This is a genomic window from Streptomyces sp. NPDC049813 (assembly GCF_044465085.1).
Taxonomy (GTDB): Bacteria; Actinomycetota; Actinomycetes; order Streptomycetales; family Streptomycetaceae; genus Streptomyces.
Window position 1 is genome coordinate 232,425 of the sequence record NZ_JBITLI010000013.1, and the last position, 18,777, is coordinate 251,201.

At 73.5% G+C, this 18,777-nt stretch carries 16 protein-coding genes; 4 read left to right on the forward strand and 12 right to left on the reverse strand.

Translation table 11 applies throughout. The features are described 5' to 3' along the window. Positions 1–99: 99 nt before the first annotated feature. The gene (locus ACIBW6_RS25730; protein WP_399063473.1) at positions 100–738 is read left to right on the forward strand and encodes a GNAT family N-acetyltransferase; all 639 of its coding nucleotides are present in this window, start codon (positions 100–102) and stop codon (positions 736–738) included. A 3-nt stretch (positions 739–741) separates the two neighbouring features. Here the strand turns inward: ACIBW6_RS25730 and ACIBW6_RS25735 are convergent, their stop codons facing one another. The 6 genes from ACIBW6_RS25735 to ACIBW6_RS25760 all read right to left on the reverse strand — a co-directional run bounded on the left by ACIBW6_RS25735 (position 742) and on the right by ACIBW6_RS25760 (position 7,220). After that, complete coding sequence (locus ACIBW6_RS25735) at positions 742–1,911, reverse strand: YncE family protein (protein WP_399063560.1); 1,170 nt, start codon at positions 1,909–1,911, stop codon at positions 742–744. Between the two features lie 50 nt (positions 1,912–1,961). Further along, entirely contained in the window at positions 1,962–2,744 is a 783-nt protein-coding gene (locus tag ACIBW6_RS25740; RefSeq protein WP_399063475.1) for a polysaccharide deacetylase family protein, read from the reverse strand. Positions 2,745–3,057: 313 nt separating this feature from the next. Next, positions 3,058–3,564: an ATP-binding protein gene (locus ACIBW6_RS25745; protein WP_399063477.1), complete on the reverse strand. Its 507-nt coding sequence runs from the start codon at positions 3,562–3,564 to the stop codon at positions 3,058–3,060. A 284-nt stretch (positions 3,565–3,848) separates the two neighbouring features. Further along, a complete protein-coding gene (locus tag ACIBW6_RS25750; protein WP_399063479.1) occupies positions 3,849–4,616 on the reverse strand; it encodes an enoyl-CoA hydratase/isomerase family protein in 768 nt (255 codons plus the stop codon). A gap of 44 nt (positions 4,617–4,660) precedes the next feature. After that, complete coding sequence (locus ACIBW6_RS25755) at positions 4,661–5,851, reverse strand: Ig-like domain-containing protein (protein WP_399063561.1); 1,191 nt, start codon at positions 5,849–5,851, stop codon at positions 4,661–4,663. A gap of 160 nt (positions 5,852–6,011) precedes the next feature. Further along, entirely contained in the window at positions 6,012–7,220 is a 1,209-nt protein-coding gene (locus ACIBW6_RS25760) for an Ig-like domain-containing protein (protein ID WP_399063481.1), read from the reverse strand. A gap of 160 nt (positions 7,221–7,380) precedes the next feature. On the opposite strand from ACIBW6_RS25760, the gene glgX reads away from it, so the two are divergent. Beyond that, positions 7,381–9,657 carry a glycogen debranching protein GlgX gene (gene glgX / locus ACIBW6_RS25765; protein ID WP_399063483.1) on the forward strand — a complete coding sequence of 759 codons (2,277 nt, stop codon included), beginning with the start codon at positions 7,381–7,383 and terminating at the stop codon, positions 9,655–9,657. 198 nt (positions 9,658–9,855) lie between these two features. On the opposite strand, the gene ACIBW6_RS25770 is transcribed toward glgX, so the two are convergent. The 6 genes from ACIBW6_RS25770 to ACIBW6_RS25795 all read right to left on the reverse strand — a co-directional run bounded on the left by ACIBW6_RS25770 (position 9,856) and on the right by ACIBW6_RS25795 (position 14,875). Beyond that, the gene (locus tag ACIBW6_RS25770) at positions 9,856–10,269 is read right to left on the reverse strand and encodes a VOC family protein (RefSeq protein WP_399063485.1); all 414 of its coding nucleotides are present in this window, start codon (positions 10,267–10,269) and stop codon (positions 9,856–9,858) included. Next, positions 10,266–11,135: a helix-turn-helix domain-containing protein gene (locus ACIBW6_RS25775; RefSeq protein ID WP_399063487.1), complete on the reverse strand. Its 870-nt coding sequence runs from the start codon at positions 11,133–11,135 to the stop codon at positions 10,266–10,268. Before ACIBW6_RS25775 ends, ACIBW6_RS25770 begins: the two co-directional genes overlap by 4 nt. A gap of 79 nt (positions 11,136–11,214) precedes the next feature. Continuing rightward, the gene (locus ACIBW6_RS25780; RefSeq protein ID WP_399063489.1) at positions 11,215–11,871 is read right to left on the reverse strand and encodes a response regulator; all 657 of its coding nucleotides are present in this window, start codon (positions 11,869–11,871) and stop codon (positions 11,215–11,217) included. Beyond that, positions 11,861–13,147: a sensor histidine kinase gene (locus ACIBW6_RS25785; RefSeq protein ID WP_399063491.1), complete on the reverse strand. Its 1,287-nt coding sequence runs from the start codon at positions 13,145–13,147 to the stop codon at positions 11,861–11,863. Before ACIBW6_RS25785 ends, ACIBW6_RS25780 begins: the two co-directional genes overlap by 11 nt. Positions 13,148–13,184: 37 nt before the next feature. Then, positions 13,185–13,958 carry an ABC transporter permease gene (locus ACIBW6_RS25790; RefSeq protein WP_399063493.1) on the reverse strand — a complete coding sequence of 258 codons (774 nt, stop codon included), beginning with the start codon at positions 13,956–13,958 and terminating at the stop codon, positions 13,185–13,187. Beyond that, entirely contained in the window at positions 13,955–14,875 is a 921-nt protein-coding gene (locus ACIBW6_RS25795) for an ABC transporter ATP-binding protein (protein WP_399063495.1), read from the reverse strand. Before ACIBW6_RS25795 ends, ACIBW6_RS25790 begins: the two co-directional genes overlap by 4 nt. A gap of 153 nt (positions 14,876–15,028) precedes the next feature. On the opposite strand from ACIBW6_RS25795, the gene ACIBW6_RS25800 reads away from it, so the two are divergent. Together ACIBW6_RS25800 and ACIBW6_RS25805 are read left to right on the forward strand one after the other, a co-directional pair. Then, a complete protein-coding gene (locus ACIBW6_RS25800; RefSeq protein WP_399063497.1) occupies positions 15,029–16,864 on the forward strand; it encodes an ABC transporter ATP-binding protein in 1,836 nt (611 codons plus the stop codon). Continuing rightward, a complete protein-coding gene (locus tag ACIBW6_RS25805; protein ID WP_399063499.1) occupies positions 16,861–18,774 on the forward strand; it encodes an ABC transporter ATP-binding protein in 1,914 nt (637 codons plus the stop codon). Before ACIBW6_RS25800 ends, ACIBW6_RS25805 begins: the two co-directional genes overlap by 4 nt. The last annotated feature ends 3 nt before the right edge of the window (positions 18,775–18,777 follow it).

Genomic DNA, 18,777 nt, shown 5'->3' on the forward strand with positions numbered 1-18,777 from the left:
GGGGTCAGATTATCCGGCGCCCGGGGCGCGCGGTGCGGCGCGGGGCGGGGTCGTAGAGTTCGGGGGCTGCGGCGGGCCGGGAGCGAGCGAGGAGCAAGGGTGGAGCTGCGGGACATTCTCGGTGCGGTGGCGCGGGGGGACTTTCCGGCGGCCGACGGGCGGACGACGGTCGTGCGCCAGGAGTGCGCGCGGGACGCGGGGGTGCTGGCGTTCACGGCGCACACCGTGGTGGTCACGGACGAGCCGGAGAGCTGGGTGCGCGCGGCGCTGGCGGCGGTGGAGTGCGATCCGCTGGCCGCGTCGATGAACGCCCGGTTCCTGAGCGCGTTCATGGACCGCACGGGCCGCGTCCACGACACGGTCGACCTGCTGACGGTGGCGGCGGCGCTGCCCGGTGACCCGCCGCTCGCGCTGCGCGCCCTGCGGGACCGCGGGCATCCCCGGGTGGTGCGGGCGCTGGCCCGCCGCGACGACGTACGGGTGTGGGAGACGGACGGCGGGGTCCTGGTGCTGGGGCGCGGGCTCGGCGGGCGCTGGGAGGCCGCGATCGAGGTGGCCGAGAGGGCGCGGCACCGGGGTCTCGGGCGGCAACTGGCGCTCGCCGCCCGCCATCTGGTGCCGGCGGGGCACGTCTGGTCGCAGCAGTCGCCGGGCAACGCGCGCAGTGTCCGGGTGTTCCAGGCGGCGGGGTACCGCCCGGTGGGCTCGGAGGCGCTGTTGCTGCCCGGCGACGGGTGAGAGCTAGCGGAAGATGCCGGTGTGGCCCAGCGAGTAGCGGCCCGGCTGCGGGTAGACCGCCAGGCCGTGCGGGCCGCGGCCGACGGGGATGCGGGCCACCTGGGCGCCGGTGCGGGTGTCGATGGCGTACACCTCGGCGTCGTAGCGGCCGGAGAGCCACAGCGTGGTGCCGTCCGCCGAGACGCCGCCCATGTCGGGGCTGCCGCCGCCGGGCAGCTTCCACTTCTTCGTCAGCCGGTTCTGCCCGAAGTCGAAGACGGAGACGGTGCCTTCGCCCCGGTTGGAGACGTACATCTCCTTGGAGTCGCGGCTGACGTAGAGGCCGTGGGTGCCCTTGCCGGTGGGCAGCAGGACGGGCTTGGAGAAGGTGTCGCCGTCCAGCACCCACATGCCGTCGGCCATCATGTCGGCGACGTAGAACTTCTTGCCGTCGGGCGAGATCTTCACGTCCTGCGGCATCGCCCCCTGGAAGGGCAGCTTCTGCTGGGCGACGACCTTCATCCGCGCCGTGTCGACCTTCAGGAGTTCGCCGCTGAACTCGCAGCTCACGATGAAGTAGCGGCCGTCGGGCGAGAAGTCGGCGTGGTTGACGCCGTAGCAGCTGACCGGCTCGGTGTGCTTCACCTTCATGGTGTGCGGGTCGCGGAAGACCAGTTGGCGGTCGAGCGAGGCCATCACGACGGCGTACTTGCCGTCGGGGGTGAAGTACAGGTTGTAGGGGTCGTGCACGTCGACCGGGCGGCCCGCCTTGCCGGTCTTCGGGTCGATGGGGGTGAGCGTGTGCCCGCGGTTGTTGTTGACCCACAGCGTCTTCATGTCCCAGGAGGGCACGACGTGCTGCGGCTGGTGCCCGACCGGGATGGTCTCCAGGACCATGTACGTCTTCGGGTCGATGACGGTGACCGTGTCGGACTCGGTGTTGGGGACGTAGACCCGGGACGGGAAGTCCTTCACCACCGGCGAGAGCTTGCCGGGCCGGTCCGCCGCGTACACATCCTTGGGGTCCAGGACGGGCGGCATGCCGGGCAGCCCCGGCGGGGCCTGCCGCTTCGTCGCCGCGGGCCGGACCGGGTCGGCCGCCTTGACGGCGCCCCGGCTGCCGTGCTCCGCGGTGTCCTGGGTGCCGCAGCCGGCCAGGGCGGCGAGGACGACGGCGGCGGTGGCGAGCAGCACACCGGTCCGGCGGCCCGGGCGGGGCGTGGGGGGTGGGGTCGGGGTGAGGTTCACGTGAGCAGCTCCGTGCAGGTCACCGCGGTCAGGCCGCGGCGGTCGAGGTGGTCCAGGAGGGGCGGCAGGGCGGCGAGCGTGTCGCGGTAGCCGAAGTGCATGCTGACCACCGAGCCGGGCCGGACGGCCGCGGAGACGGTGGCGACGACGGCGTCCGGGCCGGGCGAGGTGTGGTCGAGCGAGTCCACGTCGTACGACAGGACGTGCGGGTAGCCGGCGCGCTGGGCGAGGCGGACGACGAGCGGGGTCGCCCGCTGGGTACGCGAGGGCCGGAACCAGGTGCCGATGGAGCCGGTGAGGCGGCGGATGCGGTCGGCGCAGCCGGTGATCTCGGCGTAGGCGGCGGCCTCGGGCAGGGTGTTGACGGAGACGTGGTGCAGGGTGTGGTTGCCCAGGTCGTGGCCGCCGTCGAGGATGCGCCGGGCCATGGCGGGGTGTTCGTCGAGCCAGGTGCCGACGGCGAGCACCGTGACGTGGGCGCGGGCCCGCTCGGCCTCCTTCAGGACGGCGGAGGCGAGGGCGGGGTCCCCCTGGCCGTGGAAGGTGAGGGCGACCCGGTCGCCGGTGCGCGGGCCGTGGCCGATCTCGGCGGGGAGGCCGGGCAGGCGCCGGGGGGCGGGCGCGGGGGCGGGCGGGCTCGGCGAAGGCGTGGCGGAGTGGGCGGCGGGCGCCGGGGCGGGGGCCTGGTGCCCGGCGGCGCAGCCGCTGGTGAGGGCGGCGGTGAGCCCCCCGCCGAGGCGCAGCGCCGAGCGGCGTCGGATCGGTTCTGCCGTGGTCATCCCGCTCATTGAACGGGAACAGCGGACAAAATCCCCATACCGACCCGACAGTCTTAACGAATACTGGATGGCGACTGTATTTTTTCTTCATTTACGAGGTTGGTGGCTCAGGTCACCATCGATTCATTTGGTGTCGACCGGACGCGTCTGCCATGATCGGTGCCACGACCCCCATTGACCCGGGCCAGGTCGTCGTCAGACGCCGCGGACTACACCCCCCCTGTTCGCGGCGCACCCATGAAAGCCCCCGCGGCGCCGCACGACGGCGAGAACGGGGGCTTTCGTGCGTGGCCGGGTCAGGAGCGCGGCCGGGTCAGCGGTCGGCGACCCGCATCTCGAACCAGGTCGTCTTGCCGCGGGGCAGCAGGTCGACGCCCCAGCGGTCGGAGAGCTTGTCGACGAGGAAGAGGCCGCGGCCGGAGACGTCGGACGGCTGCACGGGCATGAGGCACGGCAGGCCGCGAGACGGGTCGCGCACCTCCACCCGGATCCAGCCGCGGCGGCGCAGCATGCGCAGCCCGAAGACGCGCGCGCCGGTGTGCCGCACCGCGTTGCCCACCAGTTCCGAGACGAGCAGGACGGTGTCCTCCGTCAGCTTCGGGGACAGGCCCCACTGGCGCAGGATCACGACCTGGGCGAGCCGGCGGGCGGTCGCCGCCGATTCCGGGCGCGACGGCAGGGACACCTCCGCCTCGGTCGGATTCCCGAACAACTCCAGCGCCCGCAGCGCGTGTTCGTCCTCGACCGCGGGAGACCAGCGCGCCGCGGTCGCACTCATACCGTGCCGTCGCGGATGTTCGACATCCTCAAGCCCCGCCATGCCCACCATGATGGCCGCCGAGCCGGGGCCTTGGGGCCGTTCCGGCTGAATAAGCCCCCCGGAACGCCTCATTCCGGGGGGTCGGTTTGGCATGTGCCAGAGGCACTTAGAGAGCCCCGACACGCCATCTGACCTGCGACGACTTATCGAGTGCGGACGATCGGTGATCGTCCCGGACAAGGTGCGCTTAAGGCTGCCTTAAGGTCCGGATAAACCGCCCCAATGAGGGACGAGGACAACTCGACCCGGCTCCGGGGCAGTTGACCGGCGGGCCCGCGGCGGCCTCAGGAGAACGTGGCCTTGCCCGGTCCGTCCTGCACGAAACTGCGCATCCCTCGCTCGCGGTCCTCGGTGGCGAACAGGCCTGCGAACCAGGTGCGTTCGATGGCGAGGCCGGTCTCCAGGTCCGTCTCCAGGCCCGCGTCGATGGACTCCTTCGCCGCGCGCAGCGCGATCGCCGGGCCCTTCGCGAGCTTCGCGGCCCAGGCGTGGGCGGCGGGGAAGACCTCGTCGGCCGGGACGACGCGGTCCACCAGGCCGAGCGCGAGCGCCTCGTCGGCCTTCACCTGGCGGCCGGTGAAGATCAGGTCCTTGGCCTTGGCGGGTCCGATCAGGCGGGCCAGGCGCTGGGTGCCGCCCGCGCCGGGGATCAGGCCGAGCAGGATCTCCGGCTGGCCCAGCTTGGCGGTGTCGGCCGCGATCCGGAAGTCGGCGCAGAGCGCCAGCTCGCAGCCGCCGCCCAGGGCGTAGCCGGTGATCGCGGCGACGACCGGCTTGGGGACGCGGGCGAGCGCGGTGAAGGAGTCCTGGAGGGCGCGGGCCCGGCCGACCATGGCCGCGTGGTCCATGGCCTGCATCTCCTTGATGTCCGCGCCGGCCGCGAAGACCTTCTCGCTGCCGCGCACGACCACGGCCCGTACGTCGGTACGGGCCGCGGCCTCCTGTGCCAGCTCCTTGATGCGGTCCTGGACGGCGACGTCCAGGGCGTTCATCGGCGGGCGGTCGAGGCGGATCGTGCCCACCCCGTCGGCGATTTCCAGGTGTACGGTCATGGCCCGCAGGTTAGCGGCCGTTCACCACCGGGGCGCCGGGCCCCCTACTTCTTCCACTCGGCCCAGCTCATGTTCCAGCCGTTGAGCCCGTTGTCCGGGGCGACCGTCTTGTCGCCGGTGTTCTTGACCACGACCACGTCGCCGATCATCGACTGGTTGAAGAACCAGGCCGCCGAGATCTTGCCGTCGTAGCCGCCGCGTACGTCGCGCAGACCGACGCAGCCGTGGCTGGCGTTGTAGTTGCCGAAGGCGTCGCCGCCCCAGTAGTTGCCATGGATGAAGGTGCCGGAGTTGGTCAGGCGGATGGCGTGCGGGACGTCCTTGATGTCGTACTCGCCGCCGTAGCCGACGGTCTCGCCGTTCATCCGGGTCACCGCGAGCTTCTCGGTCATCACCATCTGGCCGTTCCAGGTCTCGTAGCCCGCCTTGCCCGTCGTGACCGGGACCTTCCGCAGGGTCTTGCCGTCGCGCTTCACCGTCATCATGTGCGTCTTGGCGTCGACCGTGGAGACCTGGCTGCGGCCGATGGTGAACGACACCGTGCGGAGCTGCTTGCCGTAGACGCCGGGGCGGCCCTCGACGCCGTCGAGGTTCAGCTTGACCGTGACCTTCGTGCCGGACGCCCAGTACTTCTCGGGGCGGAAGTCGATGCGGTCGTTGCCGAACCAGTGGGGCTCCACCGGCACGGCGGGCTCCGTCTTGACGGTGATCGCCTTCTCGACGTCCTCGGGGTGCGTGATGCCCCGGGTGAAGCGGATCGAGAACGGCATGCCGACGCCGACCTTCGAACCGTCCTCGGGCGTGAACGTGCCGACGAAGGTGTTCTTCGGGGTCAGCGTGGTGAACGTGGTGTCCTTGGCCGACTCCCGGCCCGCCCCGTCCTTCGCCACCGCGTGCACCTTGTAGGTGGTCGACGCGGCGAGGTGGTGCGCCGGGGTCCAGCTGGTGCCGCCGGTTATGTCCCCCGCGACGGCGTTGCCCTTGGAGTCGGCGACCTTCACCTCGGTCAGCCTGCCCTTGTCCGCGGTGACCTTCAGGGCCCCGCTGGTGGCGACGGCGTCGGCGCCGTCCTTCGGCGCCACGGTCACGACGGCCTGCGAGGGCTTGTTCGCCTCGGCCTTGTCGGACTTCCCCTTGCCCTCGTCGCCGGCACCGTCCCCGCCCCCGCACGCGGTGACGAGCAGCAGCGCCGCCCCCAGCAGAGCCGCCGATATCGGTCGTCGCCCGTTCACGATGTTCTCTCCCCTCGCACGGCCTCGGTCCAAGGCCCGCACCCCTGCGCATCCGCGCGCATTGCGCAAGATTAACCGCACGACCTGGGGGAACGGATCCCCGGTAATGTCACCGTTCCGTCCCAACGCCCGGCCCGGGCCCCCCTTTTGCGCCGTCCCGGGACTACCCGGCCGCGGCGCCTTCGGCCCGCCACCGGTCCCAGTCCATGTTCCAGCCGCCGAGGCCGTTGTCAGGAGCGACTTCCTTGTCGGTGCTGCCGGTCACCTCGACGACGTCGCCGATGAGCGTGCGGTCGAAGAACCAGCCCGCCGGGGTGAGCGGGCTGCCGCCCTTCACGTCGCGCAGACCGACACAGCCGTGGCTGACGTTGCGCGATCCGAAGACCCCGCCCGACCAGTAGTTGCCGTGCAGGAAGGTGCCGGAGTCGGTGAGCCGGATCGCGTGCGGCACGTCCGGGATGTCGTACTCGCCGCCGAACCCGACGGTGCGGCTGTCCATCCGGGTCACGTCGAGCAGCTCGGAGACGACCATCTTCCCGTTGTACGTGGGTGAGCGCGGCGCCCCCGCCGTGATCGGCAGCGTGGTCAGGAGCCTGCCGTCCTTGCGGACCTCCATCGTGTGCCGGCGGGCGTCGACCAGGCTGACCTGGCTGCGCCCGACGGTGAACGAGAACGACTTGCGCTGCAGGCCGTAGACGCCGGGGGCCGCCCGCACGTCGCGCAGGGCGAGGTCGACGGTGACCTCGGTGCCGGGCTTCCAGTACCTCTGCGGGCGGAAGTCCAGGCGTGCCGGGCCGAACCAGTGCGGCGCCACGGGCACGGCGGGCCGCGAGGTGACCCGGATGCCGCGCTCCACCGCGGCGCGGTCGGCGACCTTCCGGTTGAACTCCAGCTTCACGATCATCCCGGTGCCGACCGTCGCGCGGTTCTCCGGCGTCACGTAGCCGATGAGCCGCCGGTCGGGGACGGACGTGGTGAACGTGGTGTGCCGCGCCGCCCGGTGGCCGTCGCCGTCGACCGCGACCGCGTCGACCGTGTACTTCGCGGCAAGCGTCAGCCGGTCCGCGCCCGGCCCCGTGGGGCGCCAGCGCCGGCCGCCGTCCGTCAGGTGTCCGGGCACCGCCTCCTCCCGCGCGTCCTGGACCCGGACCACCTTCACGGACTCCAGGCGGCCCTCGGCGACCTCGACGGCGAGGCGCCGGCCGGCCGGCACGCCCCGGGCCGCGTCGTCCGGGGTGACCCGGATCAGTTCCTCGGGCGTACGGGGCTTGCCGAAGGTGGCGCCCGCGTCGCATCCCGCGACTCCGGCGACCAGTCCCGCCCAGGTCAGAAGGGCGGTCAGGGCCGCACCTGCGCGCCGTGCGCGCCTCACAGCTGTATCCACGCCACGCCAACGACGCTCCCCCCGCCGGGGAAACGTGAGTGCGACCCGAGCGCTGGGCAGAACAGTGGGGAGGGGATGCGGGGGCAGCGCGGCCGGGACGCCGCGGGCACCGCCGCCCGTCCTTCGTGGAGCCGCGGGAGGCTGTCAGGTGTCGAGCGCACCCGAGCAGGAGGCAGTGCAGGCAGTACCGGCCGGCCGGACGGGGAACGGCAGGCCGCCGGTCCGCGCCCCGGCACCGCACGGCCAGGAGCGCGGGCGCCTGCTCCCCGCCGACCAGGTGTGGCCGGGGGCGCCGGTGCCGCTCGGCGCCCGGTTCCGGGTCGGCCCGGACGGGGTCGCGGGGACGAACTTCGCGCTGTGGGCGGGCGGCGCCGAGGCCGTGGAGGTGTGCCTCTTCGACGCGCAGGGCCGGGAACGGCGGGCGCGGCTGACCGAGTTGACGCACGAGATCTGGCACGGCTTCGTGCCGGGCGTGCGGCCGGGGCAGCGGTACGGCTTCCGGGTGCACGGCCGCTGGGACCCGTGGACGGGCGCCCGGTGGAACCCGGCGAAGCTGCTGCTCGACCCGTACGCGCGGGCCGTCGACGGGGAGTTCGCGCTGCCGCCCGAGGTGTACGGGCACGTACGGGACTGGCCCCAGCAGCACGTGGCCGACACCGTGCGCGACGACCGTGACTCGGCCCCGTACGTCCCGAAGGGGGTCGTGGTCCACGACGACGCGCCCGGCGACGAGTGGGTGGACGACCGGCGGCCGAAGACGCCCTGGTCGGACTCGGTCATCTACGAGCTGCACGTACGCGGCTTCACGCGGCGGCACCCGGGGATCCCCGAGCGGCTGCGCGGGACGTACGCGGGGCTCGCGCACCCCGCCGCGATCGAGCACCTCACGCGGCTCGGGGTGACCGCCGTGGAGCTGCTGCCGGTGCACCAGTTCGCCCACGAGGACCACCTGCTGCGCCGGGGCCTGAGGAACTACTGGGGCTACAACTCGATCGGCTACTTCGCCCCGCACGCGGCGTACGCGGCGTCCGGGACGGGCGGGCAACAGGTCGACGAGTTCAAGCGGATGGTGCGGGCGCTGCACGACGCGGGGATCGAGGTCATCCTCGACGTCGTCTACAACCACACGGCCGAGGCGGGCGAGCTGGGCCCGACGCTCTCCCTGAAGGGCATCGACAACCGCGGCTACTACCGCCTCCAGGGCGACGCGCGCCGGTACGCCGACTACACGGGCTGCGGCAACACCCTGCACGTGGTCCAGCCGCAGGTGCTGCGCCTGATCACCGACTCGCTGCGGTACTGGGTGACGGAGATGGGCGTCGACGGCTTCCGCTTCGACCTGGCGGCGGCGCTCGCCCGGTCCATGCACGACGTCGACATGCTGTCGCCGTTCCTCGCGGTCATCGCGCAGGACCCGGTGCTGCGGCGCGTGAAACTGATCGCGGAACCGTGGGACGTGGGGTCGGGCGGCTACCAGGTCGGCGCCTTCCCCCCGCTGTGGACGGAGTGGAACGACCGCTACCGGGACGCCGTACGGGACTTCTGGCGCGGGGCGCTGCCGGACGTACGGGATCTGGGGTACCGGCTCTCCGGGTCGAGCGACCTGTACGCGTGGGGCGGGCGGCGGCCGTACGCGTCGGTCAACTTCATCACCGCGCACGACGGCTTCACCCTGCGCGACCTGGTGAGCTACGAGCGCAAGCACAACGAGGCGAACGGCGAGGGCAACCGGGACGGCTCGGGCGACAACCGGTCCTGGAACTGCGGCGCCGAGGGCGAGAGCGACGCGGAGCCCGTCCAGGAGCTGCGCAGGCGGCAGCTGCGGAACCTGCTGACGACGCTGCTGCTGTCCACGGGTGTGCCGATGCTGGTCGCGGGGGACGAGTTCGGGCGCACCCAGGGCGGCAACAACAACGCGTACTGCCAGGACAACGAGATCAGCTGGGTCGACTGGAGCCTGCTGGAGGAGCCCGGCTGGCGGGCCCTGTGCGACCTCACCTCCCGGCTGATCGCGCTGCGGCACGCGCATCCGGTGCTGCGCCAGGGGGCGTTCTTCTCCGGGCGGGCACGGGTGGCGGACGGGCTGCGGGACCTCGCGTGGTTCACGGCGCGCGGCACGGAGATGACGGAGGGGGACTGGTACGCGCCCACCGCCACGGTCGGCATGTACCTGTCCGGGCGGGACATGCCGGGGCGGGACGCGCGCGGTGAGCCCGTCGAGGACGACAGTTTCCTCGCGGTCCTGCACGCGGGGCACCTGCCGGTGGAGTTCGTGTTGCCCGGGCGGCCGTGGGCGGAGTCCTACGAGGTGGTCGTGGACACGGGGCTTGAGGGGCAGGAGGGTGCGCCCGGGGTGGTGCTTGCCGCGGGGGCGGGGGTTCTGGTGCCGGGGCGGACGGTGCTGTTGCTTCGGGTGCGGTGGTAGGTGCGGGGCGCGGTTTCGTCACCGGGTGCGGCCCGGTGGGGCTTCTCGCGCAGTTCCCCGCGCCCCTTACGGGGCCGATGAGATGGCGCACGAAGTGCGCATCTCGGGGGCGCGGGGAACTGCGCGAGCAACCACGACGGCGCCGCGGACGAAGTGCTTTTCGGGGGCGCGGGGAACTGCGCGAGTACGCGGGGTGCGTCAGGGCCGGGGTTCGCCCCTGTACGTGCCGAAGGACCATTTGTTGCCCTCGGGGTCGACGATCGCGAACTCCCGGCTGCCGTAGGGCTGATCCTCGATCGGCCGGAGGATCTCGACCCCCGCGTCGACGAGCCCGGCGTACAGCGCGTCGACCCGGTCGGTGACGACGTAGGCGCCGAACGTGCCGGGCTGCTGGCACCACGCGCCGGGCTCCGCCTGCGGGTCGTGGGAGCCGAGCATGACGCCGCCCCCCTCGGGCCAGTCGAGCTGCGCGTGCGCGACCCGGCCCCCGTCCTCGTAGACCGCCGTGCGCAGGAAGCCGACGGTGCCGACGAGGAAGTCGATCAGGGCGGGCGCGTCGTTCGCCTGGAGCGAGGGCCAGACGGTGGGCTGGGGTTTCGGTGTGGTGGTCATGGCTCCGAGTCTGCGCCGTCGTGGTGTCCCCCGGCTTGGATGTTCCGGCACTCCTCGGCGAGCCACCCGGTCGGGCTGAGCCCCGTGTACCGCCGGAAGTCGCGCACCAGGTGCGAGTGGTCGCAGTAGCCGTGCGCGGCGGCGACCCGGGACAGGTCGGGCGGCCCGCCCGCGGCGACGGCGCGCACCACGGCGGCCTTGGCGTGCTGGAAACGCATGAGGCGCCCGGCCTGGCCGGGGCTCAGCCCGGTCTCCGCGCGGAAGAGCGCGGTCAGCCGGCGCTCGCTGAGCGCGACGTGCGCCGCGAGGCCTGGCAGGGTGCCCGTACCGCGATGGCGGGCGAGCCAGGCCCAGGCCTCGACGACCTCGGGGCGGACCGCCGCGAAGGGCTCGTCGACACCGCGCAGCAGGTACGCGCCGAGCCGTTCGAACCGTGCCCGCCAGTCCGGCAGCTCCCGCAGGTGCGCGCAGACCCCGGCGGCCGCGGGCCCGAGAACGTCCGTCCCGTCGGTCACGAGCCGCCCGGTCAGCTCCGCGGCCGGCACCCCGAGGAGGCCGCGGGCCGCCAGCGGGTGCACCGCGAGTTGGATGCCCGCCTCGTGCGCGGGCTGGGCGATGAAGGCGGGGTCCCGGTGCAGCCCGCCGACGACGATCTCGGTGCGGTCCGCACCGGGCCCACGGGCCTGCTTGGGGGTGGCGCCGCTGACGACGGGCCCGTCGAGGGAGAAGATCAGCGTGAGGTACGGGGAGGGCAGGCCCCGGTGGAGCGCGGGGCGCACCCCACGCGTGCGGTAGCCGACCGCGGAGACGATCGGACCGCCGGGGCGGGGCGTCGCGCGCACGAACTCGCGGGAGCCGGTGCTCATGCCTTCCAGTATGGCGCCGCGCCCGGGGCCCGGCCCGGCGGGCGGGGACCGCGGCCCGCCGGAGCGCGCGGAGCCGGCCTCAGCCCAGGATCTTGCGGTCGTACGCCACCGCGACCGCCGCCGCGCGGTCCTTCACGCCGAGCTTGCCGTAGAGGTGCGTGAGGTGGGTCTTCACCGTCGCCTCGCTGATGAAGAGCTCGCGGGCGATCTCCTTGTTCGAGGTGCCGCGGGCGACCAGGACCAGGACCTCGCGCTCCCGGGCCGAGAGGGCCTCGTCGGCGGGGGCGGCGGGTCTGCGGACCGCCGTGACCAGGCGGGAGGCGACCGCCGGGGAGAGGACGGTGCGGCCCTGCGCGGCGGCGCGCACCGCGGTGAACAGCTCCTCGCGCGGGGCGTCCTTGAGGAGGTAGCCGGTGGCGCCCGCCTCGATCGCGGGCAGCGTGTCGGAGTCGGTGTCGTAGGTGGTCAGGACGAGGACGCGGGCGCGGGCCCCGCGCCGGGTCAGCTCCTTGATCGCGTCCACGCCGTTCCCGCCTGGCATGCGCAGGTCCATCAGGACGACGTCCGGGTCGAGCGCGGCGGTCCTGGCGACCCCCTCGACCCCGTTCGCCGCCTCGCCGAGGACCGTGAAGCCCGCGGCGGATTCGAACATGCCGCGCAGCCCGTCGCGGACGACGGGGTGGTCGTCGACGATGAGGAGGGTGATGGGGGCGGCGGCCGCGGGGTCAGTCGTCATGGCGGACCAACGGTACGCGAGCCGAGATCGCCGTGCCGCCGCCCGGCTCCGACTCGATGGTGACGTCGCCCGCGAGGCGTTCGGCGCGGGCCCGCATGCCGTCGAGGCCGAAGCCCGCGGTGCCGGTGCGGGCGGGCAGGGCGATCGGGTCGAAGCCGCGGCCGTCGTCGCGTACGTCGAGGGTGACCTCGCCCGCCATGAAGGAGAGGGTGACGCCGAGCCGGGTCGCGTGCGCGTGCCGGGCCGCGTTCGACAGGGCCTCCTCCGCGATGCGCAGCAGGCTCGCCTCGATCTCGTCGTGGAGCGGCTCCGCGGTGCCGGTGACGGTGAACTCCGCGCGCACCCCCGTGCGGCCCGTCCATTCGGTGACGGTCTTCTTCAGCGCCTCGGGCAGGGTGGCGTCGGCGAGGGCGGCGGGCGAGAGGTTGTGCACGGAGCGGCGGGCCTCGCCCAGGCTGTGCCGGGCGAGCGCCGAGGCACGGTCGAGGTGCTCGCGGGCGACGGCCAGGGTGGGGGCGTTCGCGACGACCTGGAGCTGGGCGATGATCCCGGTCAGCCCCTGCGCGATGGTGTCGTGGATCTCGGCGGCGAGCCGGCGGCGCTCGTCGGCGACGCCCGCCTCCCGTGCCTGGACGAGGAGTTGGGCGTGCAGCTGCGCGTTCTCGTCCATGGCCTGCTGGAGGGCGGCGTTGGTGCGCTCCAGTTCGTCGATGGTCTCGATCTGGACGCGGGCCTGCTCCTGTTCCTTGTGGTTGATCTGGCCCATGAAGCCGACGAGGACGGAGTTGACGGCGAGCAGTCCGCCGAACAGGGCCCAGCCGCCCGCGTTGTCCGGGGGCAGCCCGCCGGACTGGGAGCCGGCCACGACGACGACCGCGGCGAAGACCCCGGGCCGCACCATGCGGCGGGAGAGCAGCCGCTCGACGTCGAAGTAGCCGCAGGCCGCGTAGAACACGTAGAACGGGTTGATGAGGGAGCCGACGAAGGACAGGGCCCAGCGCAGCCAGTAGTAGAAGGCGCCGGCGCGGGTCGGGCCCGGCCTGGTGCGCATCGCGTGGCCCCACCACAGCTGGAGGACGAGCGCGGCGGCGGAGAGCGGGACGAAGACGTACCAGTCGGTGCGGTCCATGCCGACGACGCCGGCGGTGGCGACGGACAGGCCGACGCCGACGCCGAGCAGGCCCCAGGGGCCGTAGCGGTGGAAGTTGGCCCAGCGCTCCTCGACCTTCCTGGCCGCCTCCGCCGCGGCGGCGCCCTGCGCGGTCCGTGTCGTCATGCGGCCAGTCTGCACGGCCGTGCCGTCCGTCATCGCCTCACTCCCAGCGGAACCAGCGCGCCGCGGCGCCGGACAGGACCACGGCCCACCCGGCGAGGACGAGGAGGTGGGACCAGCCGGGCCAGCTCCCGGCGGCCGCGTCGCTGAGGGCCTGGGACGCGGCGCCGAAGGGCGTGCACTCGACGATCCGGGCGAGCGTGCCCGGCATCGACTGGACCGGCAGCCACACCCCGGCGCAGAACATGCAGGGGAAGAAAACGGCCGAGCCGATGGCACTGGCGACCTTCTGGGTGCGGGCCCGGGCCGCGACCAGCGCGCCCAGCGACAGCGCGACGACGACCGAGAGCACGAGCGCGAGCAGGTAGCCGAAGGCCTGCGGCGGCAGCCGGACGTCGAAGGCGAGCCTGCCGATGGCGAGCGAGAGCAGCGAGGAGCACAGGGCCGCCCCGCCGTGGATGACCATCTGCGCGCCGAGCAGCGCGGGCGGCCGGACCGGCGTCGCCGACATCCGGCGCAGGATGCCGCGCTCCCGGTATCCGGCGATGACCGGTGCCATGGCCTGGAGCCCGGCCACGATCAGCGGGAGCAGCACGGTGACGGGGACGTAGGCGTCGATGAGGCGCAGCCCGTCCGGGCCGGAGCCCGTCTCGCGGAAGGCGGGGATGGAGCCGAGGATCACCAGCAGCAGCGGCGGGAAGACGGCGATGCCGAAGAGGGCGCCGGGCTCCCGCAGGAACAGCCGGACCTCGCTCTTCAGCACGGCGGCGTTCGCCCCGGGCAGGCGGGCGGGGGTGGTGGTGAGGGCGCTCATGACCGGCCGGCTCCTGTCAGGTCGAGGAACGCGTCGTCCAGCGTGGCGTCGACGACGCGGAGTTGGTGGGCGGTGATGTGGTGCCGGGCCAGCAGGGAGATGACGGCGTTGACGGTCGCGTCGCCGCCGGTCAGGGTCGTGCGGCCGTCCCGGTGCTCGATGCCGGCGACCCCGGGCAGCGCGGCCAGTTCGCGCTCGTCGAGCGGCGCTGACGGGGTGAAGGAGATGACGGTCGACCCCGCGGCCCGGCTGATCAGTCCGGCCGGGGTGTCCAGGGCGGCGACGCGCCCCTTGTCGATGACGGCGACGCGGTCGCACAGCCGCTGCGCCTCTTCCATGAAGTGCGTGACCAGCAGGACGGTGACGCCGCCGGCCCGGACGTCCTCGATGAGCTGCCAGGTGTCGCGGCGGGCGCGCGGGTCGAGCCCGGTGGTCAGCTCGTCGAGGACGACGACGCGCGGGTTGCCGACGAGGGCGAGGGCGATGAACAGCCGCTGCTTCTGGCCACCGCTCAGCTTGGCGAAGCGGGTGGTGAGCTTCTCCTCCAGGCGCAGCCTCTCGGCCAGCGGCCGCCAGTCGAGCGGGTCGGGGTAGAAGGACGAGTACAGCTCCAGGGCCTCGCGCACGGTCAGTTTCGCCTGCACCTCGCTCTCCTGGAGCTGGGCGCCGAGGATGCGGGTGACCGCGTCGTGGTCGCCGACCGGGTCGAGACCGGCCACGCGGACCCGGCCCTCGTCGGGCACGCGCAGGCCCTCGACGCACTCCACGGTGGTGGTCTTCCCGGCCCCGTTGGGTCCGAGGACGCCGAAGATCTCGCCCTCCTCCACGGTGAAGGAGATCCCGTCGACGACGGCCCGCCCGGCGTACGACTTGCGCAGCCCGGTGACCTCGATGAGCGGTGCACTGGTGGTGGTCATGGCTCAAGCCTCGCCCGGCGGGGGCGGTGCGGGCATCGGCCATCGCGCTCGAAGGGGCATCATCCGATCGGTTGACGGGAGGTACGACCCCGGGCCGCGGGCGCCGGAAAACCCACTGGGCGTCGTCAGTGCCGAACCGTAGTCTCACCCCTGATGGCGACTACGGATGCAGCTACCACGGACCCCCGGCGGATCGACGAACAGGCCCGGGCGGCGGCGCCCGTACAGCAGTCGGCGGCGCGGACGCTGCTGCGGCTGTGGCCGTACGTGCGGCCGGTGCGGGCGCGCTGGGCGGGCGCCGCGACCGTGGCCGTGCTGGCGTCCTGTCTGGGGCTGCTCTTCCCGCTGGTGCTGAAGTGGATCGTGGACGGGCCGGTCACCGGCCGGGACCCGGGGGGCGTCTGGCTCGGGGCCGGGGTGCTGCTGGCGCTCGGCGTCCTGGAGGCGCTGCTGTTCGGGCTGCGGCGCTGGCTCGTGGCGCGGCCGCTCGCCGGGGTCGAGGCGGCGATGCGGGCCGATCTGTACCGGCATCTGCAGCGCCTTCCGGTCGCCTTCCACGACCGGTGGGCGTCGGGACAGCTGCTCTCCCGCGGCACGACCGACCTGATGGTCGTGCGGATGTTCCTCGCCTTCCCGCTGACGTTCCTGATCGTGAACGGGGTGACGATCTGCGCGGGGCTCGCCCTGCTGCTGGTGCAGGACTGGACGCTCGGCCTGGTCCTGCTGGCGCCCGCGGTGCCGCTGATCGCGGTCTGCTACCGGTTCGAGCACGGGTACGCGCTGGCCTCGCGCCGCGCCCAGGACCAGGTCGGCGACCTGACGACGGTCGTCGAGGAGTCCGTGCTCGGCATCCGGATCATCAAGGGGTTCGGGCGCCACCGCAGCCAGGCGCGCGCCTTCCACGACCTGTCGCGCACCCTGCGCGGCACCGAGCTGACCAAGGCCCGGCTGCTCGCGGGCATCCTCGGGGTGATCACGCTGCTGCCCGAGGTGGCGCTGGGCGCGGCCCTGGTCATCGGCGCGGTGCAGGTCGCCGACGGGGAGCTCTCCGCGGGCACGCTCGTCGCGTTCCTGTCGACGGCGCTGGCGCTGCGCTGGCCCATCGAGTCCATCGGCTTCCTGCTCGCGATGAGCCAGGAGGCGGCGTCGGCGACCCGCCGGTACTTCGAGGTGATGGACGCCGGACAGGAGGACCCGCGGGTGCGTCCGGCCCCCGCGGGCCCCGCCGGGGACGGGCTGCGCTTCGAGGGGGTCGCCTTCCGCTACCCGGACGCCGCCGAGGACTCCGTGCCGACGCTGCGCGGCATCGACCTGCACGTCCGCTCCGGCGAGACGATGGCGCTGGTGGGCGCAACCGGCAGCGGCAAGACCACGCTGACGGCGCTGGTGCCCCGGCTGTACGACGTCACGGCGGGCCGCATCACGCTCGACGGACGGGACGTCACCGCGCTGCCGCGCGAGGAGTTGCGCGCCCTGGTGTCGGTGGCCTTCGAGGAGCCCACCCTGTTCTCGGCGTCGGTCGCGGAGAACGTGCTGATGGGCGCGGCCGACGGCACGCCCGAGCAGGTGGAGCGGGCGCTCGGGGTGGCGCAGGCCGACTTCGTGCGGCGGCTGCCCGACGGGGTCGACACGCAGGTCGGCGAGCAGGGGCTGAGCCTGTCCGGCGGCCAGCGCCAGCGTCTCGCGCTCGCCCGTTCCGTGGTCGGGGCGCCGCGCTTCCTGATCCTGGACGACCCCTTGTCCGCCCTCGACGTGCACACCGAGGCGGCGGTGGAGGCCGCGCTGCGCCGGGTGCTCGCGGACAGCACCGCGCTCGTCGTCGCGCACCGCCCGTCCACGGTGCTGCTCGCCGACCGGGTCGCGCTGCTCTCCGGCGGGCGCGTCGCGGCGGTGGGCACCCATCACGAACTGCTGCGCACCAGCGCGGAGTACCGCCACCTGATGTCCGGGGACCCGGCGCCCGACACCGAAGAGGCGAAGCGGCCATGACGACCACGACGAACACCACCAGTACCACCGGCGCCCCCGCCGCCGGCCCGGCCGCCGCGCCGGACGAGCCCGCCGAGGCGGTCCGGCCGCCCTCCCCCGGCGACCCGTTCGACCAGGACGACCTGCCCACGTCGAAGGGGGCGACGGGGCTGCTGCTGCGCTCCCTGCTCGCGCCGCACCGCCGCACGGCGTGGCTGACCGTCCTCGCGCTCCTGCTCCAGCAGGCGGCCGTGCAGTCCGGGCCGCTGATCGTCGCGTACGCCATCGACAGCGCGGTGCCCGCGTTCCGGACGCACGCGTACGGGCCGCTGGTCGCGGTCGGCGCCGGGTTCCTGCTGACCGCGTGCGGCTCGGCCGCCTTCCAGTACGCGTACATCCACTTCTCCGCCCGCGTCAGCCAGGACGTGCTGCTCGATCTGCGCGGCCGGATCTTCGGTCACGCGCAGGCGCTGAGCGTCGACTTCCACGACCGGTACACCTCGGGCCGGGTCATCTCGCGGGCCACGACGGACGTGGAGGCGCTGCGCGAGCTGCTCGCGGAGGGCCTGCAGGAGCTGGTCAACGTCATCCTCGCGTCGGTCTACATCACGGCGATGCTGCTCTGGCTCGATCTGCGGATCGGCGCGGTGGCCGCGCTCTCCTTCGTGCCGCTGGCCGTGCTGATCCGGGCGTACCGGCGGCGGGCCGCGCGCGCGTACGGCGAGCGGTCGACGGCGATCGCGGCCGTCATCGTGAAGTTCGTCGAGACGGTCAACGGGATCAGGCCGGTGCGCGCGTTCCGCCGGGAGCGGGCCAACGACGAGCACTTCGCCGTCCTGAACCGCCGGCACGAGCGGGCCAACGGCACGGCGCTGCTGGAGATGGCGCGCTACGTCGTGGGCTCCCGGCTGCTGGCGAACACGGCGGTGGCCGGGATGGTCCTGTGGGGCGCCTACCGCGTCGCGAGCGGCACCCTCGCCCTCGGCGTGCTGGCCGCCGCGGTCCTCTTCGTCCGCCGCCTCTACGACCCCATCGACCGGCTGGCGATGTTCCTCAACTCCTACGAGTCCGCGGCCGCGTCCCTGAAGAAGATCGCGGGGCTGCTCGAACAGACGCCTTCGGTGCCCGAGCCGGCGGACCCGCGGGAGCTGCCCGCGCCGCGCGGCGGCCGCCCGGGGCGCGAGGTGCACTTCGCGGACGTCTCCTTCGGCTACCGCACGGGCGGCGAGGTGCTGCCCCGCTTCGACCTGCGGCTGCCGGCCGGGCAGACGGTGGCGGTCGTCGGCTCGACCGGCGCGGGCAAGTCCACGCTGGCCAAGCTGCTGGCCCGCTTCTACGACCCCTCGCACGGGCGGGTGCTGCTCGACGGGGTCGACCTGCGGGAGCTGTCCCACGCGGAGCTGCGGCGCGGGGTGGTGATGGTGACGCAGGAGGCGTTCCTGTTCTCCGGGACGGTCGCCGAGAACATCGCGATCGGACGCCCGGAGGCGAGCCGCGAGGAGATCGAGGCCGCGGCCGAGGCGATCGGCGCGCACGGGTTCATCACCGCGCTGCCCGACGGGTACGACACGGACGTGCGCAAGCGCGGCGGGCGGATCTCTGCGGGGCAGCGCCAGTTGGTGGCGTTCGCCCGGGCTCTGCTGGCGGACCCGGCGGTGCTCATCCTCGACGAGGCGACCAGTTCGCTGGACGTCCCCGGGGAGCGGGCGGTGCAGCAGGCGATGCGTACGGTGCTGCGCGGGCGGACGGCGGTGGTGATCGCGCACCGCCTCTCCACGGTGGAGATCGCGGACCGCGTCCTGGTGATGGAGCACGGCCGGGTGGTGGAGGACGGCCCCCCGGCCGAACTGATCGCGGGCACGGGCCGCTTCGCGGACCTGCACCGCGCCTGGCGGGACAGCCTGGTCGACCCGACCCCCGCCACGGGTTGACGG

Coding starts and splice junctions, on each gene's coding strand:
- ACIBW6_RS25740 (WP_399063475.1), bottom strand. CDS start 2,744: ATGACCACGGCAGAACCGATCCGACGCCGCTCGGCGCTGCGCCTCGGC.
- ACIBW6_RS25745 (WP_399063477.1), bottom strand. CDS start 3,564: ATGGCGGGGCTTGAGGATGTCGAACATCCGCGACGGCACGGTATGAGT.
- ACIBW6_RS25750 (WP_399063479.1), bottom strand. CDS start 4,616: ATGACCGTACACCTGGAAATCGCCGACGGGGTGGGCACGATCCGCCTC.
- ACIBW6_RS25770 (WP_399063485.1), bottom strand. CDS start 10,269: ATGACCACCACACCGAAACCCCAGCCCACCGTCTGGCCCTCGCTCCAG.
- ACIBW6_RS25775 (WP_399063487.1), bottom strand. CDS start 11,135: ATGAGCACCGGCTCCCGCGAGTTCGTGCGCGCGACGCCCCGCCCCGGC.
- ACIBW6_RS25780 (WP_399063489.1), bottom strand. CDS start 11,871: ATGACGACTGACCCCGCGGCCGCCGCCCCCATCACCCTCCTCATCGTC.
- ACIBW6_RS25785 (WP_399063491.1), bottom strand. CDS start 13,147: ATGACGACACGGACCGCGCAGGGCGCCGCCGCGGCGGAGGCGGCCAGG.
- ACIBW6_RS25790 (WP_399063493.1), bottom strand. CDS start 13,958: ATGAGCGCCCTCACCACCACCCCCGCCCGCCTGCCCGGGGCGAACGCC.
- ACIBW6_RS25795 (WP_399063495.1), bottom strand. CDS start 14,875: ATGACCACCACCAGTGCACCGCTCATCGAGGTCACCGGGCTGCGCAAG.
- ACIBW6_RS25800 (WP_399063497.1), top strand. CDS start 15,029: ATGGCGACTACGGATGCAGCTACCACGGACCCCCGGCGGATCGACGAA.
- ACIBW6_RS25805 (WP_399063499.1), top strand. CDS start 16,861: ATGACGACCACGACGAACACCACCAGTACCACCGGCGCCCCCGCCGCC.